The sequence below is a fragment of the Dysgonomonas reticulitermitis genome (assembly GCF_054601275.1).
Map to the genome: position 1 here is coordinate 1 of NZ_BAAHWU010000022.1, position 24,097 is coordinate 24,097.

At 39.3% G+C, this 24,097-nt stretch carries 24 protein-coding genes, 2 tRNA genes and 1 pseudogene; 10 read left to right on the forward strand and 17 right to left on the reverse strand.

Annotation, left to right across the window (positions count from 1 at the left end; all coding sequences use genetic code 11):
• The 3 genes from ACYPZI_RS09380 to ACYPZI_RS09390 form a co-directional block, all read left to right on the forward strand.
• The coding region (locus ACYPZI_RS09380; protein WP_459600904.1) for an IS982 family transposase at positions 1-647 on the forward strand (647 nt) is incomplete at its 5' end.
• A gap of 493 nt (positions 648-1,140) precedes the next feature.
• Complete coding sequence (locus ACYPZI_RS09385; RefSeq protein WP_459600905.1) at positions 1,141-2,520, forward strand: HEAT repeat domain-containing protein; 1,380 nt, start codon at positions 1,141-1,143, stop codon at positions 2,518-2,520.
• A 34-nt stretch (positions 2,521-2,554) separates the two neighbouring features.
• Complete coding sequence (locus ACYPZI_RS09390; protein ID WP_459600906.1) at positions 2,555-3,679, forward strand: variant leucine-rich repeat-containing protein; 1,125 nt, start codon at positions 2,555-2,557, stop codon at positions 3,677-3,679.
• 19 nt (positions 3,680-3,698) lie between these two features.
• Here ACYPZI_RS09390 and ACYPZI_RS09395 read toward each other — a convergent pair.
• A pseudogene (locus ACYPZI_RS09395) lies at positions 3,699-3,848 on the reverse strand (IS256 family transposase); the annotation flags it as partial.
• A 173-nt stretch (positions 3,849-4,021) separates the two neighbouring features.
• Between ACYPZI_RS09395 and ACYPZI_RS09400 the strand changes: the two are divergent.
• The 3 genes from ACYPZI_RS09400 to ACYPZI_RS09410 all read left to right on the forward strand — a co-directional run bounded on the left by ACYPZI_RS09400 (position 4,022) and on the right by ACYPZI_RS09410 (position 6,165).
• A complete protein-coding gene (locus ACYPZI_RS09400) occupies positions 4,022-4,642 on the forward strand; it encodes an ISAs1 family transposase (protein ID WP_459600907.1) in 621 nt (206 codons plus the stop codon).
• Between the two features lie 577 nt (positions 4,643-5,219).
• Positions 5,220-5,381, forward strand: coding sequence for a hypothetical protein (locus ACYPZI_RS09405; protein ID WP_459600908.1), 162 nt, complete (start codon positions 5,220-5,222; stop codon positions 5,379-5,381).
• A gap of 13 nt (positions 5,382-5,394) precedes the next feature.
• Entirely contained in the window at positions 5,395-6,165 is a 771-nt protein-coding gene (locus ACYPZI_RS09410; protein ID WP_459600909.1) for a recombinase zinc ribbon domain-containing protein, read from the forward strand.
• Here the strand turns inward: ACYPZI_RS09410 and ACYPZI_RS09415 are convergent.
• From ACYPZI_RS09415 to ACYPZI_RS09470, 12 genes are all read right to left on the reverse strand, one after another.
• Positions 6,157-6,238, reverse strand: a tRNA-Leu gene (locus tag ACYPZI_RS09415). The genes ACYPZI_RS09410 and ACYPZI_RS09415 overlap by 9 nt on opposite strands.
• A 330-nt stretch (positions 6,239-6,568) precedes the next feature.
• Entirely contained in the window at positions 6,569-8,074 is a 1,506-nt protein-coding gene (locus ACYPZI_RS09420) for an MFS transporter (protein WP_459600911.1), read from the reverse strand.
• Positions 8,075-8,081: 7 nt separating this feature from the next.
• Complete coding sequence (locus ACYPZI_RS09425) at positions 8,082-8,381, reverse strand: hypothetical protein (protein WP_459601000.1); 300 nt, start codon at positions 8,379-8,381, stop codon at positions 8,082-8,084.
• Positions 8,317-8,766: a transposase gene (locus tag ACYPZI_RS09430; RefSeq protein ID WP_459600913.1), complete on the reverse strand. Its 450-nt coding sequence runs from the start codon at positions 8,764-8,766 to the stop codon at positions 8,317-8,319. Before ACYPZI_RS09430 ends, ACYPZI_RS09425 begins: the two co-directional genes overlap by 65 nt.
• Before the next feature lie 12 nt (positions 8,767-8,778).
• Entirely contained in the window at positions 8,779-8,979 is a 201-nt protein-coding gene (locus tag ACYPZI_RS09435; RefSeq protein WP_459600915.1) for a hypothetical protein, read from the reverse strand.
• Entirely contained in the window at positions 8,976-9,278 is a 303-nt protein-coding gene (locus ACYPZI_RS09440; RefSeq protein ID WP_459600917.1) for a GNAT family N-acetyltransferase, read from the reverse strand. The genes ACYPZI_RS09435 and ACYPZI_RS09440 overlap by 4 nt, the downstream gene beginning before the upstream one ends.
• A 60-nt stretch (positions 9,279-9,338) precedes the next feature.
• Positions 9,339-10,370 (reverse strand): HlyD family secretion protein, encoded by a 1,032-nt coding sequence (locus tag ACYPZI_RS09445; protein WP_459600919.1) that lies wholly within the window; start codon positions 10,368-10,370, stop codon positions 9,339-9,341.
• Positions 10,367-11,686: a TolC family protein gene (locus ACYPZI_RS09450; protein WP_459600921.1), complete on the reverse strand. Its 1,320-nt coding sequence runs from the start codon at positions 11,684-11,686 to the stop codon at positions 10,367-10,369. Before ACYPZI_RS09450 ends, ACYPZI_RS09445 begins: the two co-directional genes overlap by 4 nt.
• 496 nt (positions 11,687-12,182) lie before the next feature.
• A tRNA-Gly gene (locus tag ACYPZI_RS09455) sits at positions 12,183-12,255 on the reverse strand.
• Positions 12,256-12,320: 65 nt separating this feature from the next.
• A complete protein-coding gene (locus ACYPZI_RS09460) occupies positions 12,321-12,752 on the reverse strand; it encodes an RNA-binding S4 domain-containing protein (protein ID WP_459600923.1) in 432 nt (143 codons plus the stop codon).
• A 22-nt stretch (positions 12,753-12,774) separates the two neighbouring features.
• The gene (pth, locus tag ACYPZI_RS09465; RefSeq protein WP_459600925.1) at positions 12,775-13,338 is read right to left on the reverse strand and encodes an aminoacyl-tRNA hydrolase; all 564 of its coding nucleotides are present in this window, start codon (positions 13,336-13,338) and stop codon (positions 12,775-12,777) included.
• A gap of 9 nt (positions 13,339-13,347) precedes the next feature.
• Complete coding sequence (locus tag ACYPZI_RS09470; protein WP_459600927.1) at positions 13,348-13,926, reverse strand: 50S ribosomal protein L25/general stress protein Ctc; 579 nt, start codon at positions 13,924-13,926, stop codon at positions 13,348-13,350.
• A 276-nt stretch (positions 13,927-14,202) separates the two neighbouring features.
• On the opposite strand from ACYPZI_RS09470, the gene ACYPZI_RS09475 reads away from it, so the two are divergent.
• From ACYPZI_RS09475 to ACYPZI_RS09490, 4 genes are all read left to right on the forward strand, one after another.
• Positions 14,203-15,621, forward strand: a complete 1,419-nt coding sequence (locus ACYPZI_RS09475) for a pentapeptide repeat-containing protein (protein WP_459600929.1) — start codon at positions 14,203-14,205, stop codon at positions 15,619-15,621.
• 174 nt (positions 15,622-15,795) lie between these two features.
• A complete protein-coding gene (locus ACYPZI_RS09480) occupies positions 15,796-17,643 on the forward strand; it encodes a 2-oxoacid:acceptor oxidoreductase subunit alpha (protein WP_459600931.1) in 1,848 nt (615 codons plus the stop codon).
• A gap of 6 nt (positions 17,644-17,649) precedes the next feature.
• A complete protein-coding gene (locus ACYPZI_RS09485; protein ID WP_459600933.1) occupies positions 17,650-18,681 on the forward strand; it encodes a 2-oxoacid:ferredoxin oxidoreductase subunit beta in 1,032 nt (343 codons plus the stop codon).
• 228 nt (positions 18,682-18,909) lie between these two features.
• The gene (locus tag ACYPZI_RS09490; protein ID WP_459600935.1) at positions 18,910-19,839 is read left to right on the forward strand and encodes an EamA family transporter; all 930 of its coding nucleotides are present in this window, start codon (positions 18,910-18,912) and stop codon (positions 19,837-19,839) included.
• Between the two features lie 9 nt (positions 19,840-19,848).
• Here ACYPZI_RS09490 and ACYPZI_RS09495 read toward each other — a convergent pair whose 3' ends face one another.
• The 4 genes from ACYPZI_RS09495 to mtaB form a co-directional block, all read right to left on the reverse strand.
• Complete coding sequence (locus ACYPZI_RS09495) at positions 19,849-20,469, reverse strand: DUF4294 domain-containing protein (protein ID WP_459600937.1); 621 nt, start codon at positions 20,467-20,469, stop codon at positions 19,849-19,851.
• Positions 20,470-20,615: 146 nt separating this feature from the next.
• Complete coding sequence (locus ACYPZI_RS09500) at positions 20,616-21,644, reverse strand: glycosyltransferase family 2 protein (RefSeq protein WP_459600939.1); 1,029 nt, start codon at positions 21,642-21,644, stop codon at positions 20,616-20,618.
• Complete coding sequence (locus ACYPZI_RS09505; RefSeq protein ID WP_459600941.1) at positions 21,641-22,555, reverse strand: lysophospholipid acyltransferase family protein; 915 nt, start codon at positions 22,553-22,555, stop codon at positions 21,641-21,643. Before ACYPZI_RS09505 ends, ACYPZI_RS09500 begins: the two co-directional genes overlap by 4 nt.
• Positions 22,556-22,563: 8 nt before the next feature.
• A complete protein-coding gene (gene mtaB / locus ACYPZI_RS09510) occupies positions 22,564-23,874 on the reverse strand; it encodes a tRNA (N(6)-L-threonylcarbamoyladenosine(37)-C(2))-methylthiotransferase MtaB (protein ID WP_459600943.1) in 1,311 nt (436 codons plus the stop codon).
• Positions 23,875-24,097: the final 223 nt, after the last annotated feature.

A 24,097-nucleotide genomic window follows, 5' to 3' on the forward strand; every position in this document is an offset into this window, starting at 1 on the left:
GTTTTGTTGCCATCGAATGCACTGTTTTTGTGCCAATGATGCTGTTCCTGAACATGGTTTGTTTCGGAAAATGCACAGGCATAACTTTCGTGGACAGTACCAAAATCAGCGTTTGCCATAACAAACGTATCTATAATCACAAGGTTTTTGAGGATGTAGCACAACGTGGAAAAAGCACAATGGGCTGGTTTTATGGATTTAAACTGCATTTTGTCTGCAACGACAAGGGTGAAATAATCAGCTTTTTCTTCTCGCCGGGAAATACGGATGACCGCAGCATGGAGGTGTTTAATGTGCTGAAAAAGAAGCTTTCCGGAAAGCTTTATGGAGACAAAGGATATATTTCCGCCTCGCTTTTTGAGACGCTTTTCAACGATGGAATTTACCTCGTTACAGGCATTAAAAGGAATATGAAAAATCGGCTGATGTCCCTCTACGACCGTATTATGTTGAGAAAACGATCTATTATTGAGACCATTAACGATGAACTGAAAAATATCTGCGACATCGAACATTCCCGGCATCGCAGTATTCAAAACTTCTTCATGAACCTCATTGCAGCCTTGGGAGCCTATTGCTTTTTCGATAAAAAGCCCGCCATTGAGGTAGATATAGAGCTTTCAAACCAGTTGGAGTTATTCTGCTAATCATCCTGCTCCTAATTTTATAGCAAAAACTTTGTCCTATTTGCATTGGGCTAAAGTTCTTGTTCCACAAAGCAGATGCGAAAAATGAGCGTTGCTTATACGGAACTCAGGTTAATACTTTTTATGTAACGCTATTTCAGGACAAGACGCATTCGAGAGAAAAAAAGTATCTGTCATTCCGAATATATCTGTTTCGGAGTATGCTATTGAATAAAAAGTTAAGCTGAATTCTATATTTTTTGCAAAAAAAGTATTAAATATAGAAATATAATATTTACTTTGCTATCGTTATGACTACATAAACAAGCGCAAGACAAGCGGGGTCGATAACGGACAGGAAAGTTGCTGACAAGTTCATCAATTGCTGAGTTTTCTCTCCCGGCTTTTTATTTTTCAAAATATAGGGCAAATTAGCCGCAAGCTATGTTAATAGTAGTAAATAGCGCTTTAACTTTGTATACCTATAAAAGTAACTTAAATTCTATTTTGAAAAATGAAGTATCCGAATTCAGTTGTGATCTTTATGGTATCTGCTTTTACCATTTGTTGCGAGGCGAATAGTATAAAGGGATATAATACATCTTCACTTACGGGACAGCCTTATATTCATCATACAAAGCCTGTTACCGAATGGCTTGTCATAAAAGAGACGGATGATGATATTGATATCCGCCTCAATATAGCATTGAATTCCGGCCTGCAAGAACATACCTTGCAGCAGTTATCCGGAAGTAATGACTGGAATGTCCGCTATGGTGTAGCTCGTAACCAGAACACATCTCAAGATATATTAAGTAAACTTTCCGCAGACCCCGATTATCGTGTCCGTAAAGGAGTTGCCGAAAACAAAAACACTTCCTACCAAATACAGAAAATCCTGTTGAAGGATAGCAACCTGTATGTCCGTCAGGGAGTGTTGCGTACTATGACCGGAATAATGGACTCCTTTGGGTTCGAAGATCTTTATCCGGATAAAAATACAGGTAAAAATTATGATAGCAGGGATAATATCGACGTCCGTCTAAGCATAGCTTTGAATTCCGGCCTGCAAGAACATACCTTGCAGCAGTTATCCGGAAGTAATGACTGGAATATCCGTTACGGTGTAGCTCGTAACCAGAATACGTCTCAAGATATATTAAGTAAACTTTCCACAGACCCCGATTATCGTGTCCGTAAAGGAGTTGCCGAAAACAAAAATACTTCCTTCCAAATACAGGAAATCCTGTCGAAGGATAACAACCTGTATGTCCGTTGGGGAGTGTTCCGTACTATGGAGACGCTTGATACCAATGGTTTCTCTCCTGAATATAAAGATAGATTAGAGAATACAGAACAAAATAATGCAGTAGTTACGGAGAATAAATCTTCGAGAAGAGAAAAGGAAATTACTGCGGCCAATGAAATAAAATGGGGAAGTACCCAAATAAACCCAGTTGAGGAAGGAAAGATAAATATTGTTACGACCAACGGGAATAAAATGAGGGAAATATTGAAGAGGCTATCGGAGGAAGACAATAATTTTACCGAATGGGAAATAGCAAAAGATGTAAATACTCCAAAAGACGTATTGGCTATACTGGCTGAAAACGATGATAGCGAGGTTCGTTGGAATGTAGCTGAAAATCCGAGTACACCTCAGAATGTATTAAAAGTTTTATCAATGGATAGAAATGAAAATGTACGCTGGATTGTATCCGAAAATCCGAATACCCCTTGGGATATACTGGCTGTATTAGCTGAAGACGCAAATACGGATGTTCGCTGGGGTGTAGCAAACAATCCAAGCACCCCCGCGGAGATATTAAAAAAACTGTCTGAAGACAATGAACAGAATGTCCGTGTCGATGCAGTTAAAAACTTAAAGAAATAAACTATTATAAAACAACATATAAAAAATAATAACAATGTCAATTATCGAGTATTTTTCAGGAAGAAACATTTTTATTGTATCGCTATTTATACTTAATTTCAGTTACAGTACATATTCAGCTGCTTCACCCGGAGACAACGATCCAAGAAAGTATAAAAAAGAATATCTCTGGACCTTAGAACGCTTGTCCAGAGATAAAAATGTTGAAGTGGTTTCCAAGGTTGCACAAAATCCTGCTTGTCCGAACGATTTGCTTTTACTGTTTTCAGAAAACACAGATGATTTAATCCGTTTGAGTGTCGCTCTGAATCCCAACACACCCAAAGAGCTTTTGCGCAAACTGGCATTAGATGCTCCTTATTTTAGCGTTGCAGTTGCTTCTAATCCTAGCTGTCCGAAAGAATTGTTTGATGAGTTTTATGCCTCCGGATCGTTGGACATCCTCTGTGCCATGGCTTCTAATCCAATTTGTCCGAAAGATTACTTATCAAGTCTCTATGAAAATAACAATCTGAAGGTCTGTACAGGAATTGCTTCTAACCCTAATTGTCCCGAAAAATTACTCGAATTACTTTCGCGGTCAAAGGTATTTAATATACGCGGAGCCGTAGCATCTAACCCTTCTACCAATAAGGAAATATTAGATAAACTCTCCAGGGACGAAAATGTGATAGTTCGTTTGAGTGTGGCATCCAATCCGAACTGTCCCGAAAAACTGTTACAAAAGCTTTCAGGCGACAAATCCATTGAAATTCACCACGCTGTTGTATCAAATATAAACTGTCCGAATAAAATACTGAACAAATTTGCCAGTTATGAAGACGTTAATATGCAGCTATCCATAACCCGAAACCCCAATTGTCCTGAGACATTATTGGAAAGTTTATCCGTATCCGGAAATAATGCAGTACGTTCTTCTGTGGGAGCGAATCCCAATTTACATAAAAATATTATGGATGCCTTATCTAAAGATAAGGACTTTAAGGTTCGTGCTGCACTTGCCGGAAATCCGCAATGTCCCGAATATTTATTGGAAGAATTGTCAAGAGATGAAGCTATGGAGGTTAGAGCAGCAGTGGCTTCGAATGGAATTCGATTAAATAATTTTACGGCAAAAGAATTGATAGAATCTGTACTTATTAAAAAGTCCGATAAATAAATTGAGAAAAAGGAGTATGGCCATTAAGCCGATTACCCGACATGCGTTCCTGTTCATCTAAATGAACATCCATTTCACCTTTCAATGCAGCATTCAGGATATTTTCCAATAGCGGGGCAAAAGCTCCGTCCTTGCCTAATAAAGACTTGCCTGATTTTAGTTGCTCCAGGGCTTTCTACTTAATACTTTCAAAATCAAACTCTTTTTCCATAATAAAAACTGTGTTAGTAAAAATAAAGAATGGAATTCCAAATTTCCCGTAATGTATGAGACCAGGGCAAACGCATCAAATATTTGTTATTAATTCCGGAATAAGTACTGTCTTTCCGAAGAAAACGCTTTATGGAAAGTCCCCTTCGCTATTTTTCAACCCTTACCGACCCTCGTGTAGAAAGAACTCGCGAGCATGATCTTGAAGATATATTATTTATCGCCATAGCCTCTATAATTTGTGGAGCAGAAGGCTGGAATGAGATTGAAGAATTCGGCAAGTCTAAAGAAGACTGGCTCAAAACGTTTCTGCACCTGCCCGGTGGTATTCCTTCTCACGACACATTCAATCGTGTATTCTCAGCATTGGATCCTCAGGAATTGGAGAAGTGTTTTATGGACTGGACACGTTCGGTCGCCGATTTATGCGCGAATGAAGTGGTAGCCATAGATGGTAAAAGTATGTGCGGTAGCCGTACTTCAGATAAAAAGTCTATCGTTCACATGGTCAGTGCCTGGGCTGAAAAGAATCACATCGTATTGGGTCAAACAAAAGTTGACGAAAAGAGTAATGAAATAACAGCTATTCCCAAACTGTTGGAACTGCTGGTACTTAAAGGTTGTATCGTAACTAATGTGCCGTTGATGACAACTGATTTTTTAAGATTAGAAAGATATTTAGCTTCTTTAAATTCAACAGTTAAGACCTTTTTAGAATTATCTACGTTTTTAACAATGATTTTCCCTGATTGATAGCTGTCTTGCACAAACCATTCAGAACCTTTGTTACGTTGAAATAAGATGTTGAACTTAGATGTAACATCTGTTTCTGCACTGATGCTTTCTTTTGCTGAAAATTCGGCTTGGATATAAACACGTTTGTCGGTTGTTTGGATATCATTTACCCAAAAGGCAAATACCCCATCTTCAATATCTCGTAACATTCAAAAGATAACAGGAACCAGCGTAAATACATTGCGGAAAGTTAAAGTAATAATGTAGCAGGTGAGGGGGTATCCCCCGCCAACCGCCTACGCCAAGGTATCCTGAGTCAAATCAACAAAAGTTATACCCCGAAACATGAGTACTTTTATCCTGAAGGTGTCGATATGCCATTTTAAAAATTTTCTAAAAAAATTCCAGAAAAAAAATTAACAAAAATTTGGGACTGAAAAATAAAAATAGCACAATTGCAAATATTAGTTAAAATACAAACATAGATAGTAGTCACCCAGTAGCTTACTAATATATGTTAGTTGGTATTTTTCTTAAAAAAGAATATCAATAGCATTGCTATTGTGGAAAAAATAAAGGTGTAAAATCTTTATGGATGTTTAATGAAGAACAAATTAGAAAATATGAAGAAATTTTCAAAAAGAACAATGTAGAATTTATAGATGAGAAAGAATTGATGTCTGTATTAAGCCAGATGTATTTGTACGCTCAACTTACTTATGAGCAATTTAGAATGAATAATAAATTAAAGAATTAACTTCAAACCTCTTGTGTCAGTAGAATTGTTTGATTTGGCAAATGGTATAGTAACATCGAAAAAATACGCTTACAAACATGAGCGTATTAATCATAACTACCCATTGAAAAGACATGTCTTTTGTGCTGAATGTGGCGAAGCCTTAACAGCCTATACAGCAAAAGGGCGTTTTGTCTATTACAAATGTAATACTATCGGATGTTGTAAAAACTATTCGGGAGAAATGATGCACAACCAATATTCTAACATGTTACGCTTATACAGCGTTCCTAATGAGTTTAAACCTGTTCTTTCATGTATGATGAAGGATTTGTTTAACGATTGGAATAAACTTGCTATAAATCAACAGAAACAGTTTAGAACAAGAATTACAGAAATAGAAAATAAAGTGCAAACAGCCAAAGTTAAGTATGGGTGTGGTGAGATAGAAAAAGATATATATGATGCAGTACATAACGAATTTGCACCACCGTTGAACGACTTGAGGCAAAAACTTGAAGTTGCTGAAATAAATTTATCGAACTATGAACCCTATGTGGATTATGCGCTTCAAATGTCCTGTAAATTAGCTAGTTTATGGAAAGATTTTGCTATTGTAAAAAAGGAAAAACTACAAAATTTAGTGTTTCCCGAAGGCATTTTCTATGACCAAGAAATCAAAGGTTATCGAACTCCAAAGCATAATTCATTCCTTCATTTAATTAACACAGAAATAGGAAGTTACAGAAATGAAAAAAGCGACAAAAAGAAGAAATCTTCAATTTGTCGCTCTCAGTGCGCATGAAGGGACTCGAACCCCCACGACCGTAGGTCACTGCCACCTGAAGACAGCGCGGCTACCATTACGCCACATGCGCAGCTGTCGAGCGAAAAACGGGGCTTTAACCCTTTTCGCTATATTCTTGAGGATAAATATTTTCCAAAATCAATTTAAAGACTAAGTAGCGATTTAGTTACTTATTTCCGCCTTAAATTGTCAGACAAGCGTCCTCCGGCAACCTGTTTTCTTTTCGGGTTCAAAAGTAGTCTCTTTTTTTCTAATTGCCAAATCATTCTAGTTGTATTTATTAATCTTCTTCACCTTTTAATGAAATATACTCATCGATTAATTATCAAACAAATTTATATTTCTAATTGTAAATTCCTTTAAAAAACATGCACTTGTATATGAAACATATTTTTAGTAATTATTTCAAGTTGCGGGGTATAATTTTGCGGCTTCCCATTATTACCCAATACATCCGCTGAAAAGTCGGTATCGGCATTCCGACTTTATTCTTAAATCTTGACATGGCAATGATTATCAGCACAAATACGCCGAAAACAATACTCCACCCGAAAAGTTCGCGCAGTGATACTATCATTGAGGAATGAGTAATCATTTCTGCTTCCAAAGCCCGCGCATAAATAGCATCGCCGAGCGGCGAGCCAATGCCGGTACGGATCAAGCCCAGAATGCAAATTACCTGAAAATAATTGCGGAACGGCGCGGTCGCCTGTGCATAGACTGTCAGCGAAATGAAAACGGCAACGTGCCCGAAACCACAACAAATCGAAGGAATGTAAAGCATTGCCGTTTCGGTATAGGGCGTTATCAGAAAATACATTTGCGTGATATACAGAACAATAAACGCTATTCCGACAAAGCAGACTAATTTGTGGTGCCATTTCAATTTTGAAAGTGAATACCACGAAAACAACGCGCCGAACAACATTCCCAATATGTAAAACCAAGAGAAATTCAAACTACTGAGTTGGTCAATCTTCAAAACAACAGTAGTAAAAGTGTTTTGTAAAACCTCTTGTGCGGCTAAAAGTATATCCAGGCAAACGAATAATAGCAACAAATTGAACAGATTGCGTGTTTTAAAAGCGTTCGGCTCGATAAAAGGGTGGCGAATATACATCATTCTCAATAGGTTTGTAGCCAACGACAAACAGGAAATTCCCACCGCCGCGCGAATATAGGGCGAATGCAGCCAGTCCATTTCTTCACCGTATTGCACCACAAAAATTGCTGAAAAAAGAAAAATACTCCATAACGCCATACCCAGCCAATCAATGCCGTAAAGCAGCATTTTCGGCATTTGCCGGAACGGGCGCATCAATGTAAATGCTCCCAAAACCACCATAAGCAATGCTCCGACAGTCGCATAATATATATAATGCCAATTATAAAAATAAATGATGTATGCACCTGCTATGTCGAAAACGCGGACAAAACCAAGCACCGTAAAAAACACAAATGAAAGGAAAACGGCATAGTTGTATGTAGGGGCAATTTTTGGCAAAAGAGAAGACAAGCACTCAAAAGTACCGAACAGCCGGAAAAATCCCGCCACAAAGCAAAGAGCCATTAGTAAAGGCAGTGAACGTATGTGCGGCATAATCAGGTTTATTGCTATCAGTACCGAAGCGGCTGTAATCAGGCAAGTGCGGTTTGTAAAACGGAATTTCAGCCGGAAGGCAACAGGAAAATACATTGTCATTCCTACAAAACCTGCATTAATGAGCATTTTTACATCGTCTGGCGTTAGCGACAAATCGCCGCCAATCTGGTTCATTGCGCAAAAATACATTCCATTGGAAAATTGAAAGCAGACTAGAAACAGAATATAAATCCAGAACCGCAACGGGTCGGGGACAAATTCCTTAAACGACATAAAGCGAAAGGGGGTGTTTTGTTGTTGCATATTTAATTTATTTTTTATTTTTAGCACGCAGATAACGCAGATTAAACGGATTTACGCAGATTTTTTTGTCCTGCACGCCATTTTGTGTTTCTGCGGTATTGTCCCGCAGGGACAACACTTTATTAAAGGCAAACACATACAAATCCAAGTCCCGCAGGGACAGCACTTTATTAACCGTATGCTTTAGCTTACGGACAGGCGGCAACTCACTCTCCCAAAAGTCCCGCAGGGACGACACTTGACTACCTGCCCCAATCGCGCTCGTCGAGATCCAAACCCATTTCCTTGATAAATGCAATGTATTCATCTTTAAATGTTACTGTTTTATGGTGTTCTTGTTGATTAATTATGTAATTGATAATCTTTTGTTTATCTTCCATGCTTTTAGAAAGTGCGGCATATCCTTCGCCCCAAGCCACAAAATTCTCAAATCCTTCTATGGTTTTTAGAATTTTGCTTGAAGAGCCTTTCAATGTTTGCATAAACTCAGACAATGAGATTGTTGCAGGCATAGTAAAAAGCAAATGCACGTGGTCGGGCATCGAATTGATACGATACAGATAACCACCTTTGTTTTTGATTATTCCCCACATTTCCTGATAGAGGAATTTTACGTTTTCTCCTGTTGGCAGAGTTTGTTCGCTTGCTTTTGTGCGAATGACTGCGTGTATAAGAAGATTGACGTAACTCATAATTTTACAGTATTAAGTATCGTCCCTGCGGGACTTGGATTTGTATGTGTTTGCCTTGTCCGTTAATAAAGTGCTGTCCCTGCGGGACAGTGCGTTGCGAAATATAAGTCCTGCCAATGCGATTTGTTGCATTACCTCGTGAGTGGCGTTGTCTTTTTCTTCCTTCGTAGTCGGCGAATATTGCGACAGCCTGTTTTCAAAAATTGAGTTCATATTTTTTCAATACAATAAATATAGTGAAGCATATCCATTTTGTAATAGTGTTTGATTACTTCTTTCTCCACTTTCATTCCAACTCCTTCGGCAACTTTTTGAGAAGCAAAATTATTTGTTCTGATAATAGAATAAACTTTCCTTTGATTTAATTTCAGCCAATCCTGTACTTCTTCATTGGAAAAAGCGTGTTCGTAAGCGTACATAACTTCTTCGTCTTGCAAAATTTCACATAATTCGGCAAAATCAAATTCCGTTAATTCTCTTAAAACCAAACGATTAGCTTCTAAAATATTCATATATCTGCGTAAATTTTAATTTTCAAACTACAAACTTATAACATTTTCCGTAATTGATTGTCAATATTTTACCTTGCATTCCACATTCATTCCCGCCGCTAACTGCGACAATATTTCGTTGTCGTTATTCGCTGTAAAAACGATTTTCACAGGAACACGCTGCTCGGTTTTCACAAAATTACCAATGGAATTATCGTGCGAATGGGGCGAATATTCCGCACCCGTGGCGTTGGAAATGGCGACAACTTCGCCTTCAAAATGCGTATCGGGAAAAGCGTCAATCGTTATTTCCACCTTACTGCCTATTCTCAGGTGCTTGCGTTGCGTTTCACGGTAGTTGGCAATTACCCACTTTTGCCCGCGGCTCACAACCAAAAGCAAGTTTTGTCCGGGCATCACAAGTTCGCCGTTCTGAATAGTTTTGCGCGAAGTGTAGCCGTCACAGGGTGCGAGAACAACGGTGTAGGACAAATTCAATGCTGCCAAATCCAATGCTGCCCGGCAAACTTCAATCGCGGCATCGTTTTGTACAAGGCGTTGTGTCTGCTCGTCTTTGGTAAGGCGGGTCGATTGTTTTTGCCGCTGCATTGTTTCAAGTTTTGCCCGCAACGATTCATATTGCGTTTTTGCGGCATCGAACTGCTGACGGGTAACGGCGTTGTTGTCCAACAGTTTTTTGTAGCGGTTATAATCCGCTTCGGCATTGGCACGCAACACTTTTACTTCTTCAATACCTGCATCGCTGACGGCAAGGTTGTTCGCCGTTGTGGAAATGGTCGTTCCCATTACCGATTTCCCCGCCAAAGCATTCGCGTAATCGGCTTTTGCCTGCGCCAAATGCAAGCGAAATTCGCTGTCTTCAATCACAACAAGCGTATCGCCTTTGCGGACAAATTGAAATTCGCCAAAACGCACTTCCCTGATAAATCCCTGTACACGGCTGCTTACTGCCACAATATCTTGCTGCACCTGCGCATTGTTGGTATATTCGCCGCCAATGTGGATAAAGAGCGAAGCGATCCACGCCAAGCCGGATAAAATAAGCGCAATGATAATTACATTGGCTACAATTTTTTTCTGTTTCTTATTCATAATATTCCTGAAATGTATTTGATCTTATAATAATTGTATATAATATTTATTTTAGCGTTAATCGCCTGCAATTCAGAGTCTAATTTTTGCGAAGCGGCATCAAGCAAATTGGTAATCAACGCTAAATCATTTTCGTAACGATAAGAAATAACATTGTAGTTTTGCGTTGCAAGTTCCACGCTTTTTTCTCTTGTTTCGAGCAATACATACGCCTCCTTGTAATGCACAAACGCTTCGTTCAATGCAAGCGAAATTTGTTCTTCGAGGGCAGCTTTTTCTTCATTCGCCTGCCTTGCAGCCAAGTGATTGGCCCGGATTTTCGCTCCCGATTTGTAAAGGTTGCTCAAACTGTATTTCACACCGATGCCTACCGCCCAATAGTTGAAATTTTTGTTGAGCGCGGGAATTTCAATCGTAACCGGACCGTTGAGGTAATCGCCTGCAAACAGGGCAATTTGCGGCAGCCGTTCCGCACGGGATATTTTTTCGGCGTGGGTGGCGATTTTTTCCGCTTTTTCCGCCATTTGTACCGCCAATGTTGTTGCAGGGGCGGGTATATTGCCAGTTGTTAAAACTGTCTTTATAATGTTGCTGTCGGGTACAATAACAACCGATTGCGGTAATCCTGCCGCGACTGTTAATTGATTATTCAGTAGCGACATTGAATTTTGCAACTGAATTTTCGCGTAATTCAGGTTTTGCAGTTGCAGTTCGTAGCGCGTAATATCATTTTGCAAAGCAACTCCCTGATTTACTTTTGCTTTCATATTTTCCAAAACCTGTTGTGTTTGCGCGATATTGCTTTCAAACACCTGCAACTGATTTTGCAATTTCCATAATTCCAAATAATGACCCGCAATCAAAAAATGCACATCCTGACGCTTCTGTCCGGCGTTCAGGGCAGCGATTTGCTGTTGCAGTTCGGCAATTTTCACGCCGTTGCGGATTGCCCCACCCGCAAAAACCACCTGCGAAACTTCGAGCGAAAAGTTGTTGCCAAAATGCGGGATTGACGCAACAAACGAATGAGAAAAGTCCCTGTCCGTAATTGTTCCGTTGCCGTTGTAACTTAACGACAGTGAAGCGTCAATAGAGGGTAAATAAGCGTTTTTCGCTGTTTTTACGCCCTCTTTCGCTGCTTCGGCGGCGGTAGAAACCGCCCGGATGTTCAGGTTGTTTTCGTCAGCCAGCCTAAACATTTCTTCTATGGAAAACACCCTGCTTTGACCTTCGCTGATTTTCAATTCCGTTTGTGCATACGCACTTGATATACATAGCGTTGCAAATGACGCCATGAGAAAATAGATTTTACTCATCTGATTTTTATGTTATTTAGAAACTAAAAGGAAAATAAAAGAAGAAGGTAGCGACACAAATCACATAATCAACAACGGTAACTAAAGGACAGTTACACTGAAGCCGTATCACAATCATACTATGACTCTACCGAAAAGGATACTGGAAATTCAAATCCTCGGTGCAAAAGGATGTACGTTGCCCCACGGAAATACAATGGGAGACGGTACTGTACTATATATTGATAATGTAGTCATTAGAAATGTTTTCAAGGTGCAAAGGTATCAAAAATTTCTGAAAATATAAACGGGTTTAAGAAAAAAACTTTTCACCGAAGGCTAGTAAATATGATATCGAAAAACAAGAAGTAACTGTTTAAATTTTATTTCTTAATTCTATTAAGCATAAGTTTTCTTAGCCTGTTAACTGGAATGTATATTCAAAAAAAATAGCTTCCAATCTATTGATTCGGAAGCTATTATCTCCATTTTTCTCTCTGATGTCTTTCAGAGCCTGAGCGAAAAACGGGGCTCGAACCCGCGACCCCGACCTTGGGAAGGTCGTGCTCTACCAACTGAGCTACTTTCGCAATCGGTAATGTAAAATTAATATATTTTTTCAAAATAGAACATTCATGGAATAAATATTTACACATTATTCTTTATCAAAATCCCAATCGTCGAAGTAAGAATAATCCTCCGTAAACTGCTCCAGGTCGCGGCGATCCTTTTTCGTTGGTCGTCCTGTTCCGCGTGCCCGATCGACAAAGCCACTTACTTTAGACATTTCCAATATCTCTAGCTGTGATGCCGGCGTAATATCTTTCATAAAGTCGGGTACAAGCTTTGCTCCCATCCTGTTTTCCGTTAGGTTTAATACCTCAAAAGAGTATATCACAGGAGGACGGCGAACCTCTATTATATCACCAACCTTTATCATTCGTGAAGGTTTTATAGTCACCCCTTTTATCGTTATCCGCCCCTTCTTACAGGCTTCTATAGCAATAGACCGGGTTTTAAACAAACGTACGGCCCAAAGCCATTTATCGATGCGAACTTCTCCTTTTATTTTATCGTTTACGCTCATTATTTCTAAATATCGCCGAATACTATTTATTGTTGTACTGATTCATTGTATTCTGTATTCCCGCTAAACAAAAGCTTTTGATGATCTCTCCACATGTTTCGAGTTTTGCAGGCAAAGCCTCTTCTTCCTCGTCCGAGAAATTATCTAAAACATAGTCAACCTGCCTACCTCTCGAGAAATCGCTCCCGATACCGAACCTGAGACGGGCATATTCCTGTGTGTTAAGAACAGACTGAATATTCCCTAATCCATTGTGTCCGGCATTGCTTCCTTTTCCTTTCAGACGTAAAGTTCCGAACGGAAGTGCCAGGTCGTCTGCGATTACCAACAGATTCTCCATTGGTATCTTTTCCTGATTGAGCCAGTAACGCACGGCATTTCCACTCAAGTTCATATACGTAGAAGGTTTCAACAGAATAAGGGTACGGCCTTTTATTTTCAATTCGGCAACAAAACCATAACGCCTGTCTGCAAAAACAATATTGGACGCTTTAGCTAAAGCGTCCAATACTCTGAATCCTATGTTGTGGCGGGTATATTCGTACTCTCTGCCGATATTACCCAAACCGACAATCAAATATTTCATATTAATCTATTAGCCGTTTTTAGCAGCAAGACCTCTGGCGGCACGAGTCAATTGAACGCGACATACTACGCCATTCTTAGCATTCAATAGTTCCAGCCCGTCAAAATGAAGATCTCCTACTTGTATTGATTTTCCAAGAGCAAGGCTTGTAACATCTACATGTACTTTCTCAGGAATTTTGTCGTAAAGAGCTTTTACTTTCAATTTACGCAAGTCAAGAGATAATTTTCCCCCGGCTCTTACACCTTCTGCCAATCCGTCAAGAATTACAGGTACATCGATAACAATAGGTTTGCTTTCGAATACGTGAAGGAAATCCAGGTGAAGGATAGCATCTGTTACAGGATGAAACTGAATATCTTTAAGGATAGCCTTATAATTTTCTTTACCAACTGTCAGGTCTACCAAGAAAATTTCGGGAGTATAAACCAACTTACGTACATCGCTGTTTGTTACAGTAAAGTGAACAGCTTCAGCATGCTCCCCTCCATATATTACAGCCGGAATTTTGTCTTCTTTGCGAAATGCCTTGGTTGCTTTTTTACCGATAGCTTCTCTTGCTTCGCCTTTCAATTCAAATGTTTTCATTGTTTAATTTTAAAATGTGTTACTCAAATTAAGAATCGCTTCCCATTCCCATCACACGTACGGGCTTATAAAAGCGGTGCAAAGATAGAAGAATTGTTGTTATTTTCCTAATTTTTGACCGCTTTTTCTATTATCATAAAATAAATGAATATCATATATAATACCTAACTTGAAATATACGACATTTATATAAAATAATATTAAGGATTCATTTTATCTGATTTTAAATTTTATTAACTTGCATCACTTTAACAACATAATTTTACTGTTAACACTATGAGGACAATAACACAAGAAGAGTTTAATAAAATATATGAAGAACATCAAAAATGGATTCGTTCTGATAAGACAGAAGGTAAAAGAGCTAATTTTGAAAAGACCTTTTTCAGTAACATAATATTCCCATTAAAAGCAAATCTTCGGGGAGCAAATCTTCAAGAAGCAAATCTTGAGGAAGCAGATCTTCGAGATGCAGATCTTCGGGAAACAAACTTTCAATGGGCAGTTCTCCCGAGAGCAAATCTTCAAGGAGTAGATCTTCGGAGAGCAAATCTTGAGGAAGCAGATCTTCGAGATGCAGATCTTCGGGAAACAAGCTTTCAATGGGCAGTTCTCCCGAGAGCAAATCTTGAGGAAGCAGATCTTCGAGATGCAGATCTTCGGGAAACAAGCTTTCAATGGGCAGTTCTCCCGAGAGCAAATCTTCAAGATGCAAACCTTCAAGGTGCAGATCTTTGGGAAGCAAACCTTCTAGGAGCAAATCTTCAAAGAGCAGATCTTCGAGAAGCAGATCTTCGGGGAGCAAATCTTCAAAGAGCAAACCTTTGGGAAGCAGATCTTCGGGAAGCAAACCTTGAGGGAGCAGATCTTCGGGGTGCAAATCTTCAAAGTGCAAATCTTCAAGGAGCAAAACTTGAGGGAGCAATACTCGAAAAGCAAGATAAAAATGGGCAAGAACAGAAGGTCATCAAAGAGTATCAGGATAAAATAGAACAACTGGAACAAGAAAGAATTAGCCTTATAACAAGTACAGAAAATAAAGATTTGGAGCTAGAGGAGAATCAAAAGCAGCTGGACAATCTGAAAATAGAATTGCAAAAGCAGGAAGAACAGTTGAAAGAGGCAACTGAGAATAGAATTGGCGATATAACCAAAGCTTTCAAAACTTTTGATGATTCAGGAACTGATTTAAAAAAAGAGCGAAAGCTTTTGACCAGGATGTTCAACAGTTATTTTGGTGGAATTGTATTGGCTGTGATATTATTATTTATTGTTTGGTACAGATTTTACAATAAAGTAGACAGCTTTGTACCAACCGAAAGTATCCCTAAAATGGAGATAATCGATATTTGGATCAATCTTTCCCCTTCATTATTTCTTGCCGGATCAATAGTCTTTTTTATATATCAAATGCATAAGTGCCAAAGGCAGATGGTCATTTTGAATAAATTGCTTTATAAACCAAAACAAATAGAGGGAATATTAAAGGCGTACTATTATGTGTCCGGAGATAATAAATCAGTTAATGATAAAATAAATAAAGTCTTGGACAACTATGTAGAACATATTATAAATCAGGATATAGATACGGAAAGGGAAGAATCGTCGATGAAGGAGAGCGATAAGAAAGAGGCCGGTACGAACGAAAAGCTTCTCGATATGCTAACTGAAGTCATAAAAAAAATAAAACTTTAGAACCTGCTTAACTCTTATTCGTCAAAAAGATAACCCTACCTATAAGATACCTTAAAAAGCATGACACAAAAGTGTTATTTTGATATTTTTTGTGTAAAATAAGTTTGTTTATTCGCTAATACTTTCTTCCTTTGTTTAATAATTCAATATACTGTTGTTATCATAGAATAAGTAATGCAAAACACTATTAACATCAAAGACGTCAATGACATAGTCATACGTTTTTCAGGCGACTCGGGAGATGGTATGCAGTTAACCGGCACCATCTTCTCAAATCTTTCGGCAATTTTCGGAAACGAGATTGCAACATTCCCGGATTATCCGGCAGAAATCCGTGCACCGCAAGGCACTTTATCCGGCGTATCAGGGTTTCAAGTACATTTGGGGAATAAAATTTATAATTCCGGAGACCTATGCGACGTGTTAGTTGCAATGAATCCCGCTGCACTTAAAGTTAATGCCAAACATTTAAAATCGGATTCGGTTATTATAATCGACACTGATTCTTTTCAGAAAAGAGATTTGGAGAAAGCTTTATTTAAGACTGAAGATCCTTTTACAGAACTTGGTTTAACATCGCAGCAAATAATATCTGTACCGATAACCGGCCTGACCAAAGATAGCCTGGAGGGAACAGATCTGGATATGAAATCCCGTACAAGAAGCAAAAATATGTTTGCACTCGGTTTAGTGTGCTGGTTATTTAACCGCCCATTAGATGTAGCAAATCATATGTTGTCTGCAAAATTCGCAAAAAAACCGGCTCTTGTAGAAGCGAATCTAAAAGTGTTGGCAGATGGCTTCAACTATGGACACAATACCGACACCACTATATCATCATACCGTGTAGAAACAGTCAATGTAGAAAAGGGTTATTATCTTGATGTTAACGGAAATACAGCAACTGCCTACGGATTGATAGCAGCAGCCGAAAATGCCGGACGTCAATTATTTTTAGGATCATACCCAATTACTCCTGCGACCGACATATTGCATGAACTTGTAAAATTTAAACAACTAGGCGTAAAAGCTATTCAGGTTGAGGACGAAATCGCCGGCGTTTGTACCGCTATTGGAGCCAGTTTTACCGGATCATTAGCTGCTACTTCGACATCAGGCCCAGGTCTGGCACTCAAGAGTGAAGCCATTGGTCTGGCTGTAATGGCAGAGCTTCCGCTAGTTGTTATAGACGTACAGCGCGGAGGCCCTTCAACAGGACTCCCTACAAAAACCGAACAAACCGACCTTCGTCAGGCTCTTTACGGAAGAAATGGAGAAAGCCCTATCGTTGTGATGGCTGCCGCCACTCCTACCGATTGCTTCGACATGGCGTATTGGGCATCCAAAATAGCTTTAGAACATATAACCCCTGCTATTTTGCTTACTGACGGATATATTGCCAACGGTGCTTCGGCATGGCGTATTCCCGATATTGAAAAGTATCCAACCATTGTGCCTCACGATCAAACCCGAGTAGATGAGAATGAATGGCGAAGCGCATTGCGTGACAATGAAACATATGCCCGCTATTGGGCGGCAGCAGGAACTCCGGGGTACACTCATCGTATTGGAGGACTTGAAAAGGATTATGACTCGGGAGCAATATCGACTGACTCCGCGAATCATCAAAGGATGGTAGACACACGACAAGCTAAGATAGACAAAATAGCTGATTATATACCACAATTGGAACTTGTAGGCGGAGAAGATTCTGATCTGCTGGTTGTAGGATGGGGAGGAACCTACGGGCATCTTCGCGAAGCTGTAGAAAAGATGAATGAAGCCGGACATAAAATAGCTCTTGCCCATTTCCGCTTTATCAGTCCGCTACCGAAGAACACGGCAGCGATACTTGGTAAATTTAAAAATATAGTCGTAGCCGAACAAAACAACGGGCAGTTTGCCGGTTATCTGACAGAAAAAATTCCGGGACTGAAAATTTCCCGTTATAACAAAGTAGAAGGTCAGCCATTCTCTATACATGAGTTGATCGATGCATTCACTAAAAAACTAGAAGAGTAAGTTATTATGGATACAAATTTAAAAATGGCCCCATCTTTTTCGGCCAAAGATTATAAAAGTGATCAATATGTCCGCTGGTGTCCCGGATGTGGAGACCATGCCTTGCTCAACTGCCTGCATAAAGCGATGTCTGAGCTAAGCATCGAACCCCATATGACTGCCGTTATATCCGGCATTGGATGCTCCTCGCGTTTACCATATTATATGAATACATATGGATTCCACACCATACACGGACGTGGAGCTGCAATAGCAACAGGTGTAAAGACTGCCAAACCGGAACTATCGGTATGGCTGGCAACCGGAGACGGAGACTGTCTGGCTATCGGTGGCAACCACTTCATACATGCTGTACGTCGCAATGTAGATATTAATATCCTGTTACTCAACAACAAAATATACGGCTTAACAAAAGGGCAGTTCTCCCCTACTTCCGACAGAGGATTTGTTTCAAAATCGTCTCCATATGGTACGGTAGAAGATCCTTTCCATCCGGTAGAACTGGCATTAGGCGCACGCGGAACATTCTTTGCCCGTTGTATCGATGTTGACTTGGCAAATACGACAGAAATACTTGTCGATGCCGCAAAACATAAAGGTACGTCGGTAGTAGAAATACTACAAAACTGTGTTATCTTCAATGATGACATTCATAGCAACATTGTAGACAAAGCATGGAGAGCCGAACGTACCATTTTGTTGAAACATGGAGAAAAAATGCTATTCGGAACAAATAATGAGAAAGGCCTTGTTATGGACGGATGGAAGCTCAAAGCCGTTACAATAGGTCAGGATGGTTATACAATAGACGATATACTTGTACATGACGCTAAGGCTGGAGACGACGTTCTACACCTTAAACTCGGGCTTATGGCTCCGGAAAACGGACTCCCTGTAGCTTTGGGTGTTATCCGCGATGTAAAAGAACCGACTTACGATGAAGGTGTAGCCAATCAAATAGAAGCAGTTAAGGCAAAAAATCCGGTTCGAAAACTGAAAGATTACTTGATGACCAAAGATGTCTGGGAAGTAAAGTAAAAGAATATCATACAATTACACAGGGGCTTGATTATATTTAAGCCTCTTTTGTTTTTTATTTTTACCATAAAATTATTACCTTTGCATCACCAAAACGTTTGTATAATTCATGAAGCATACAAACGAACGAGCTAACAAATGGAGGGGGTATCCGGGACAAAGGGGTATCCTTTTTTTGTGTGCTGATGCGTCAACTATTACTTATACTAAAACTATAAAAAGAGAAAAATGAATGAGAGGATAAAAGGCGGTTTACTGGTCTTTTTAGGAGCAGTCAGCTTCGGATTATTATCTACTATTGTAAAATTTGCTTACGAGCAAGGTTTTACATTAGGTGAGATAACCGGAACTCAAAGTTTCTCAGGAATGGTTATACTTTGGGCTCTTTATATGATATCTACCAAGATAAAAAAACAAGATAAAGGCATTGATAAGGAGAAAAAGGAACCTGCTGATAAAACTAAATGGTGGAAAGTATGCATTGCCGGAACATTTACCGGACTTGTAGGTATCTTTTATTATCAATGTGTGAAACTTTTGCCTGCATCGATCGCTATCATCTTATTGATGCAATATCTTTGGATAAGCGTACTTATCGAAGCCGTTGTATTCAAAAAAAAGCCTACCCGCAAACAGCTTTTGCTACTAAGCATTGTTTTAGCCGGTACACTTCTGGCCGGAGGGCTCTTTAACAGCACGATAGAGCTTAACCTGAAAGGCGTTGTTTTTGGTCTGCTGGCAGCTGCAAGCTATGCTATATTCCTGATGGCCAGCGGACGTATAGGTAACGATCTGCCTGTACTAAAGAAAAGCGCCCTGATGATCACAGGCTCTTGTATTATGACCTTCATCATTTTCCCGCCATTATTCTTTTTCAATGGAACTTACCTCGGCGGATTGTATTTGTGGGGATTAAGCCTGGCTCTGTTCGGGACAGTTGTTCCTCCATTTTTCTTTTCGATGGGAATACCACGGGTAGGAGTATCTATCGGCGCTATTCTCAGCGCAGCCGAACTTCCGGTAGCAACGCTATCGTCTGCTTTAATCCTTAAAGAAAATGTTGATGCGATTAAATGGATAGGTGTAATTCTGATACTTTTGGCTATTATTGCCACTAATATAAAAACAAAAGATTTGGAAGCGAAAACCACAAATTAAAGTATTGTTTTACCAACCATGATAATTACGGGTATAATAATAGTCTATTGTGCCTTGTTTTATCTGCACTACAATGTTTTCTATTTCGGCATCTCTGCCATCAGGTTCATATTCTACCTTGAGGCTATTACCGAACAATCCGGCAAAGGCATTATATACTCCGGCTTTAAAGCTGCCTAACAATGCTTTGACAATGTTATATGAAGATGTGTTACATTCACGGTCTACAAGTTTTATTAAAATCTTACCCTGAGCTTTAGTCATCTTTTTCAACTTAGGCTTATACTCCGATGTCATAAACTTCTGAACATCTTCCAGATACTTTTGCCGCTCTTTATCTGTGGGCAAAGTCTGCATATATTCATAGGTCTCAATGACCGCTTCTGCTATTTTACGGGCATACGGATAAGTTATCCTGACATCACGCACGAGTTTTGAATAAGCCTGCCGCTGTTTCTCATCCTTGAACTTCATCGGAGCAAAAACATAAACAGGATTTAAATTGAACATAGCAATAGTATCGCCCGTTTCGGATATGACAGCCATATCCCAGTACGTCTTGCGTTCTGTTTGGCAATTCACCGTAACAGCGATAAAAGACAATAAAAATACGATGATTATCTTCTTCATTCTTTGTTCCAATACCTGCGTCAAATATACGAGAAAATCAGAAATCTGAATATTAGAGCCTGTTTAAATTTCAAAATTTAAAGATTGTTTACTGTTATTGTCGCTTTGCGCCATCGGCACATTAGCATATTTGCACATCTGCTAATTTAAATGAAGCCTTGCAGCTTAGAAAAGAAACGCACCCCTTTAAGATAATACGCGGACAGGATGCTCTTAGGGTATATCGTTTCGGGTGTGCCGATCACTGTTTTGCCCAGGTTCTCTTGTCTTGCCTGACGGTATGCGGATCTATTATTATAGAAATCCTTATGCGCTCTGATCACTTCCCCGGCATTCGCATACTTGCCTGTAACCGCAAATTGAAATGCTGCTATATAATCGAGTATCAACCGGATAGACATCGTCCGCCTGAGATGTTCCTGAGGCAGATTCTTATAAAGCATCAACAGGTTATTTCTAAAGTTGAGATACGTCTTGCGTGGGCTCTCCTTTTTCAACGTTGCTGCTCCAACATGATAGACAGTGGATACAGGAAGGCAAACAATACGCTTACCTCTACAATTGAGTCTCCAGCAAAGGTCGATTTCTTCCATGTGTGCAAAAAAAGACGCATCGAAACCTCCTGCCTCGAAAAATTCCTTCGCGCGAATGACCAGACATGCTCCTGTAGCCCAAAGTATATCCATAGGCTCATTATACTGGCCAGAATCTTTTTCCACACTCGAAAATATACGTCCGCGACAAAACGGATATCCATATTTATCGATGAAACCGCCCGAAGCTCCGGCATATTCAAAATATGCTTTATTTCGCTGAGCTCTTATTTTGGGTTGAATGGCTACGACATCCTGATTTTTATCCAGATAGTCGATCATAGGCAATAGCCAATCCTCTGTCACCTCAACATCGGAATTTAATAAAACAAAATACTCAGCTTCCACTTTCTTTAAAGCTCGGTTGTATCCATCAGCAAAACCGTAGTTCTCCGATAATACAACACGTGTAATCTGAGGATATACAGCAGTAAGAAAGGCAATGGAATCGTCTGTCGATCCATTATCAGCTACCACAATCTCAACATCGGGCAATGAAGAATACTGCATCACCGAGGGTAAAAACTCTTCGAGTAATTTTCTTCCGTTCCAATTAAGAATTACGACAGCTGTCTTTTTCATTTATGATGATGTTGCATTTCTTCTACTTCCCGGCGCGATCTTTTCCAACGTTTATGAGTCCACAGCCAGTAAGCCGGCTCTCTCAATATCGTTTTTTCCATTGCCCGGATATAGGTTTCGGTTATTTTGAATTCGGGTTCTTCAGCGGGATTATCACTTATCAGTTTTATTGTCGCTTTATAATATCCCCTACTCTCTTTTTGCATATCGAGATAAACTACCGCAAATCCCGTTTGCCTTGCTATACGCTCTACACCTGTAAATACGGCTGAATCCTGATTCAAAAAAGTAGTCCAATAATGAATATTGTTAATCGACGGCAACTGATCGGCCATAAAGCCAATCATTGTTTGTTTCTTATCTCTGCGTAGTTTGACTATCGCACGTAAAGTTTCATATCGTGGTATTCCCAAAGATCCGAAACGACTTCTTATCTTCAAAAACAGATCATCAAAGGCCTTATTTTTCAACGGCTTGTATATCTGGGCAAGAATTATATTTTCTTCATCTTCAAAATTGAGATTAATAGAAGTTACCCATTCCCAATTACAATAATGACCAAGAAACATCAACACTGAATTACCTTCTTTCATCAAATCTCTTGCTAATTCTATATTCTCGAACTTCATACGCTTACTCATTTCCTCATCGGATATGTGTAACAGCTTGATAGTTTCTACAAAATAATCGCAAAAATGATGGTAAAATTCCCGCTCAATTGAACGGAGTTCTTTCTTCGATTTTTCGGGGAAACTACCGGAAAGGTTTTCCCGAACAACTTTAAGACGATAACCGGCAACTATATACACCCAAAAATAAAGAATGTCTGACAAGACATACAACGCCCTGAATGGCAATAATGCATGGAGATATGTCCAACTATATATTATGTAATATAGTATTTTGTTCATTTTATTCCTTATCCTTCAACCAGAGCAGTTTTCACACTGTTAAACTCTCCTAAAGTAATCATTTTTATTTCATTTGCCTTGCTCGCCGAGTACGGAGTTTCCACTTTTATATAATTTTCAGTAAAACCATACATCACATCATCATGCTGAGTATGCTCAAATAATACTTTACGGTTGGTACCTTTTTGCGATTGGTAAAAACCAGACAGTTTTCTATCCGACAAATCCAATAAAACTTTACAACGAGCATGTTTTGTTTTTGGGTCCACCTCATGATCTATTTTCAGCGCCTGAGTATTAGGGCGTTCCGAATACGTAAACACATGCAATTGCGAGAAATCCAAACTTTCTAAAAACAATCTGGCTTCTTCGAAGTATTCATCTGTTTCGCCACGCGTACCAACAATCACATCGACACCTATAAAAGCATCCGGTATTATAGACTTTATTTTTTCTACTTTATGACGGAAAAGAGCCGTATCGTACCGACGGCGCATCAATTTCAGAACCGCATCCGACCCCGATTGTAATGGAATATGAAAATGCGGAGCAAAGCGTTTCGATGTAGCGACGAATTCGATTATCTCATCTGTCAACAAATTTGGTTCAATGGAAGAAATCCGGTAACGTTCTATTCCTTCTACCTCGTCTAAGGCTTTTATCAGATCGAAGAAAGTTTCGCCTGTAGTCCTCCCAAAATCTCCGATATTTACTCCTGTAAGCACAATCTCCTTGCCTCCTTTAGCCACCACCTCTTTTGCCTGATCGACCATACTTTCTATTGTACCGTTGCGACTACGTCCACGAGCAAAAGGTATGGTACAAAAAGAGCAAAAATAATCGCACCCGTCTTGCACCTTCAGGAAATAACGGGTACGGTCGTCCTGAGAACATGACGGAACAAACGATTTTATGTGATTCGTTTTTGATGTATGAATTACACCTTTATCCTTTTTCTTCAATTCATCCAGATAGGCGACAACATCGAGCTTTTGTTCCGATCCTAAAACGATATCTACCCCATCAATAGCGGCTATATCTTCCGGCTTTAGCTGAGCATAACAACCTGTGACAATCACATAAGCTCCCGGGTTTTCTTTTATAAGTTTACGAACTGCTTGTCTGCATTTTTTGTCTGCAAACTCTGTAACAGAGCATGTATTTATAACACAAATATCAGCGACTTCACTTTCGCGGGCCCTACGAACTCCAACCTGCGACAATTGGCGACCTATTGCCGAAGTTTCAGCAAAATTCAGCTTGCAGCCAAGAGTTAAGTAAGCAGCTTTTTTATTTTCAAATATAGAATTATCTATCATTGTACGAGAGACACCTAATTAAGTAATATTAAATACAATAGACACCACATCTTATTATCCTCCTCTAGGAAGCGATGCGTAAAAGAGTACAAAATTACGCATTTTAGTACAATTTTAGACATAAAATAGTTGCAGATTATGCCCTTTATATTATTTTTGCACAAAAAGATGAAAAATGAGCAATAATTTAATTAATATATACTATTGAGCATATTGCTAATCT

What these genes read in the sequence shown, in the direction of transcription:
- ACYPZI_RS09385 (WP_459600905.1), top strand. Translation starts at nt 1,141, where the DNA reads ATGAAGTATCCGAATTCAGTTGTGATCTTTATGGTATCTGCTTTTACC.
- ACYPZI_RS09390 (WP_459600906.1), top strand. Translation starts at nt 2,555, where the DNA reads ATGTCAATTATCGAGTATTTTTCAGGAAGAAACATTTTTATTGTATCG.
- ACYPZI_RS09400 (WP_459600907.1), top strand. Translation starts at nt 4,022, where the DNA reads ATGGAAAGTCCCCTTCGCTATTTTTCAACCCTTACCGACCCTCGTGTA.
- ACYPZI_RS09405 (WP_459600908.1), top strand. Translation starts at nt 5,220, where the DNA reads ATGTTTAATGAAGAACAAATTAGAAAATATGAAGAAATTTTCAAAAAG.
- ACYPZI_RS09420 (WP_459600911.1), bottom strand. Translation starts at nt 8,074, where the DNA reads ATGCAACAACAAAACACCCCCTTTCGCTTTATGTCGTTTAAGGAATTT.
- ACYPZI_RS09425 (WP_459601000.1), bottom strand. Translation starts at nt 8,381, where the DNA reads ATGAATACATTGCATTTATCAAGGAAATGGGTTTGGATCTCGACGAGC.
- ACYPZI_RS09430 (WP_459600913.1), bottom strand. Translation starts at nt 8,766, where the DNA reads ATGAGTTACGTCAATCTTCTTATACACGCAGTCATTCGCACAAAAGCA.
- ACYPZI_RS09435 (WP_459600915.1), bottom strand. Translation starts at nt 8,979, where the DNA reads ATGAACTCAATTTTTGAAAACAGGCTGTCGCAATATTCGCCGACTACG.
- ACYPZI_RS09440 (WP_459600917.1), bottom strand. Translation starts at nt 9,278, where the DNA reads ATGAATATTTTAGAAGCTAATCGTTTGGTTTTAAGAGAATTAACGGAA.
- ACYPZI_RS09445 (WP_459600919.1), bottom strand. Translation starts at nt 10,370, where the DNA reads ATGAATAAGAAACAGAAAAAAATTGTAGCCAATGTAATTATCATTGCG.
- ACYPZI_RS09450 (WP_459600921.1), bottom strand. Translation starts at nt 11,686, where the DNA reads ATGAGTAAAATCTATTTTCTCATGGCGTCATTTGCAACGCTATGTATA.
- ACYPZI_RS09460 (WP_459600923.1), bottom strand. Translation starts at nt 12,752, where the DNA reads ATGAGCGTAAACGATAAAATAAAAGGAGAAGTTCGCATCGATAAATGG.
- pth (WP_459600925.1), bottom strand. Translation starts at nt 13,338, where the DNA reads ATGAAATATTTGATTGTCGGTTTGGGTAATATCGGCAGAGAGTACGAA.
- ACYPZI_RS09470 (WP_459600927.1), bottom strand. Translation starts at nt 13,926, where the DNA reads ATGAAAACATTTGAATTGAAAGGCGAAGCAAGAGAAGCTATCGGTAAA.
- ACYPZI_RS09475 (WP_459600929.1), top strand. Translation starts at nt 14,203, where the DNA reads ATGAGGACAATAACACAAGAAGAGTTTAATAAAATATATGAAGAACAT.
- ACYPZI_RS09480 (WP_459600931.1), top strand. Translation starts at nt 15,796, where the DNA reads ATGCAAAACACTATTAACATCAAAGACGTCAATGACATAGTCATACGT.
- ACYPZI_RS09485 (WP_459600933.1), top strand. Translation starts at nt 17,650, where the DNA reads ATGGATACAAATTTAAAAATGGCCCCATCTTTTTCGGCCAAAGATTAT.
- ACYPZI_RS09490 (WP_459600935.1), top strand. Translation starts at nt 18,910, where the DNA reads ATGAATGAGAGGATAAAAGGCGGTTTACTGGTCTTTTTAGGAGCAGTC.
- ACYPZI_RS09495 (WP_459600937.1), bottom strand. Translation starts at nt 20,469, where the DNA reads ATGAAGAAGATAATCATCGTATTTTTATTGTCTTTTATCGCTGTTACG.
- ACYPZI_RS09500 (WP_459600939.1), bottom strand. Translation starts at nt 21,644, where the DNA reads ATGAAAAAGACAGCTGTCGTAATTCTTAATTGGAACGGAAGAAAATTA.
- ACYPZI_RS09505 (WP_459600941.1), bottom strand. Translation starts at nt 22,555, where the DNA reads ATGAACAAAATACTATATTACATAATATATAGTTGGACATATCTCCAT.
- mtaB (WP_459600943.1), bottom strand. Translation starts at nt 23,874, where the DNA reads ATGATAGATAATTCTATATTTGAAAATAAAAAAGCTGCTTACTTAACT.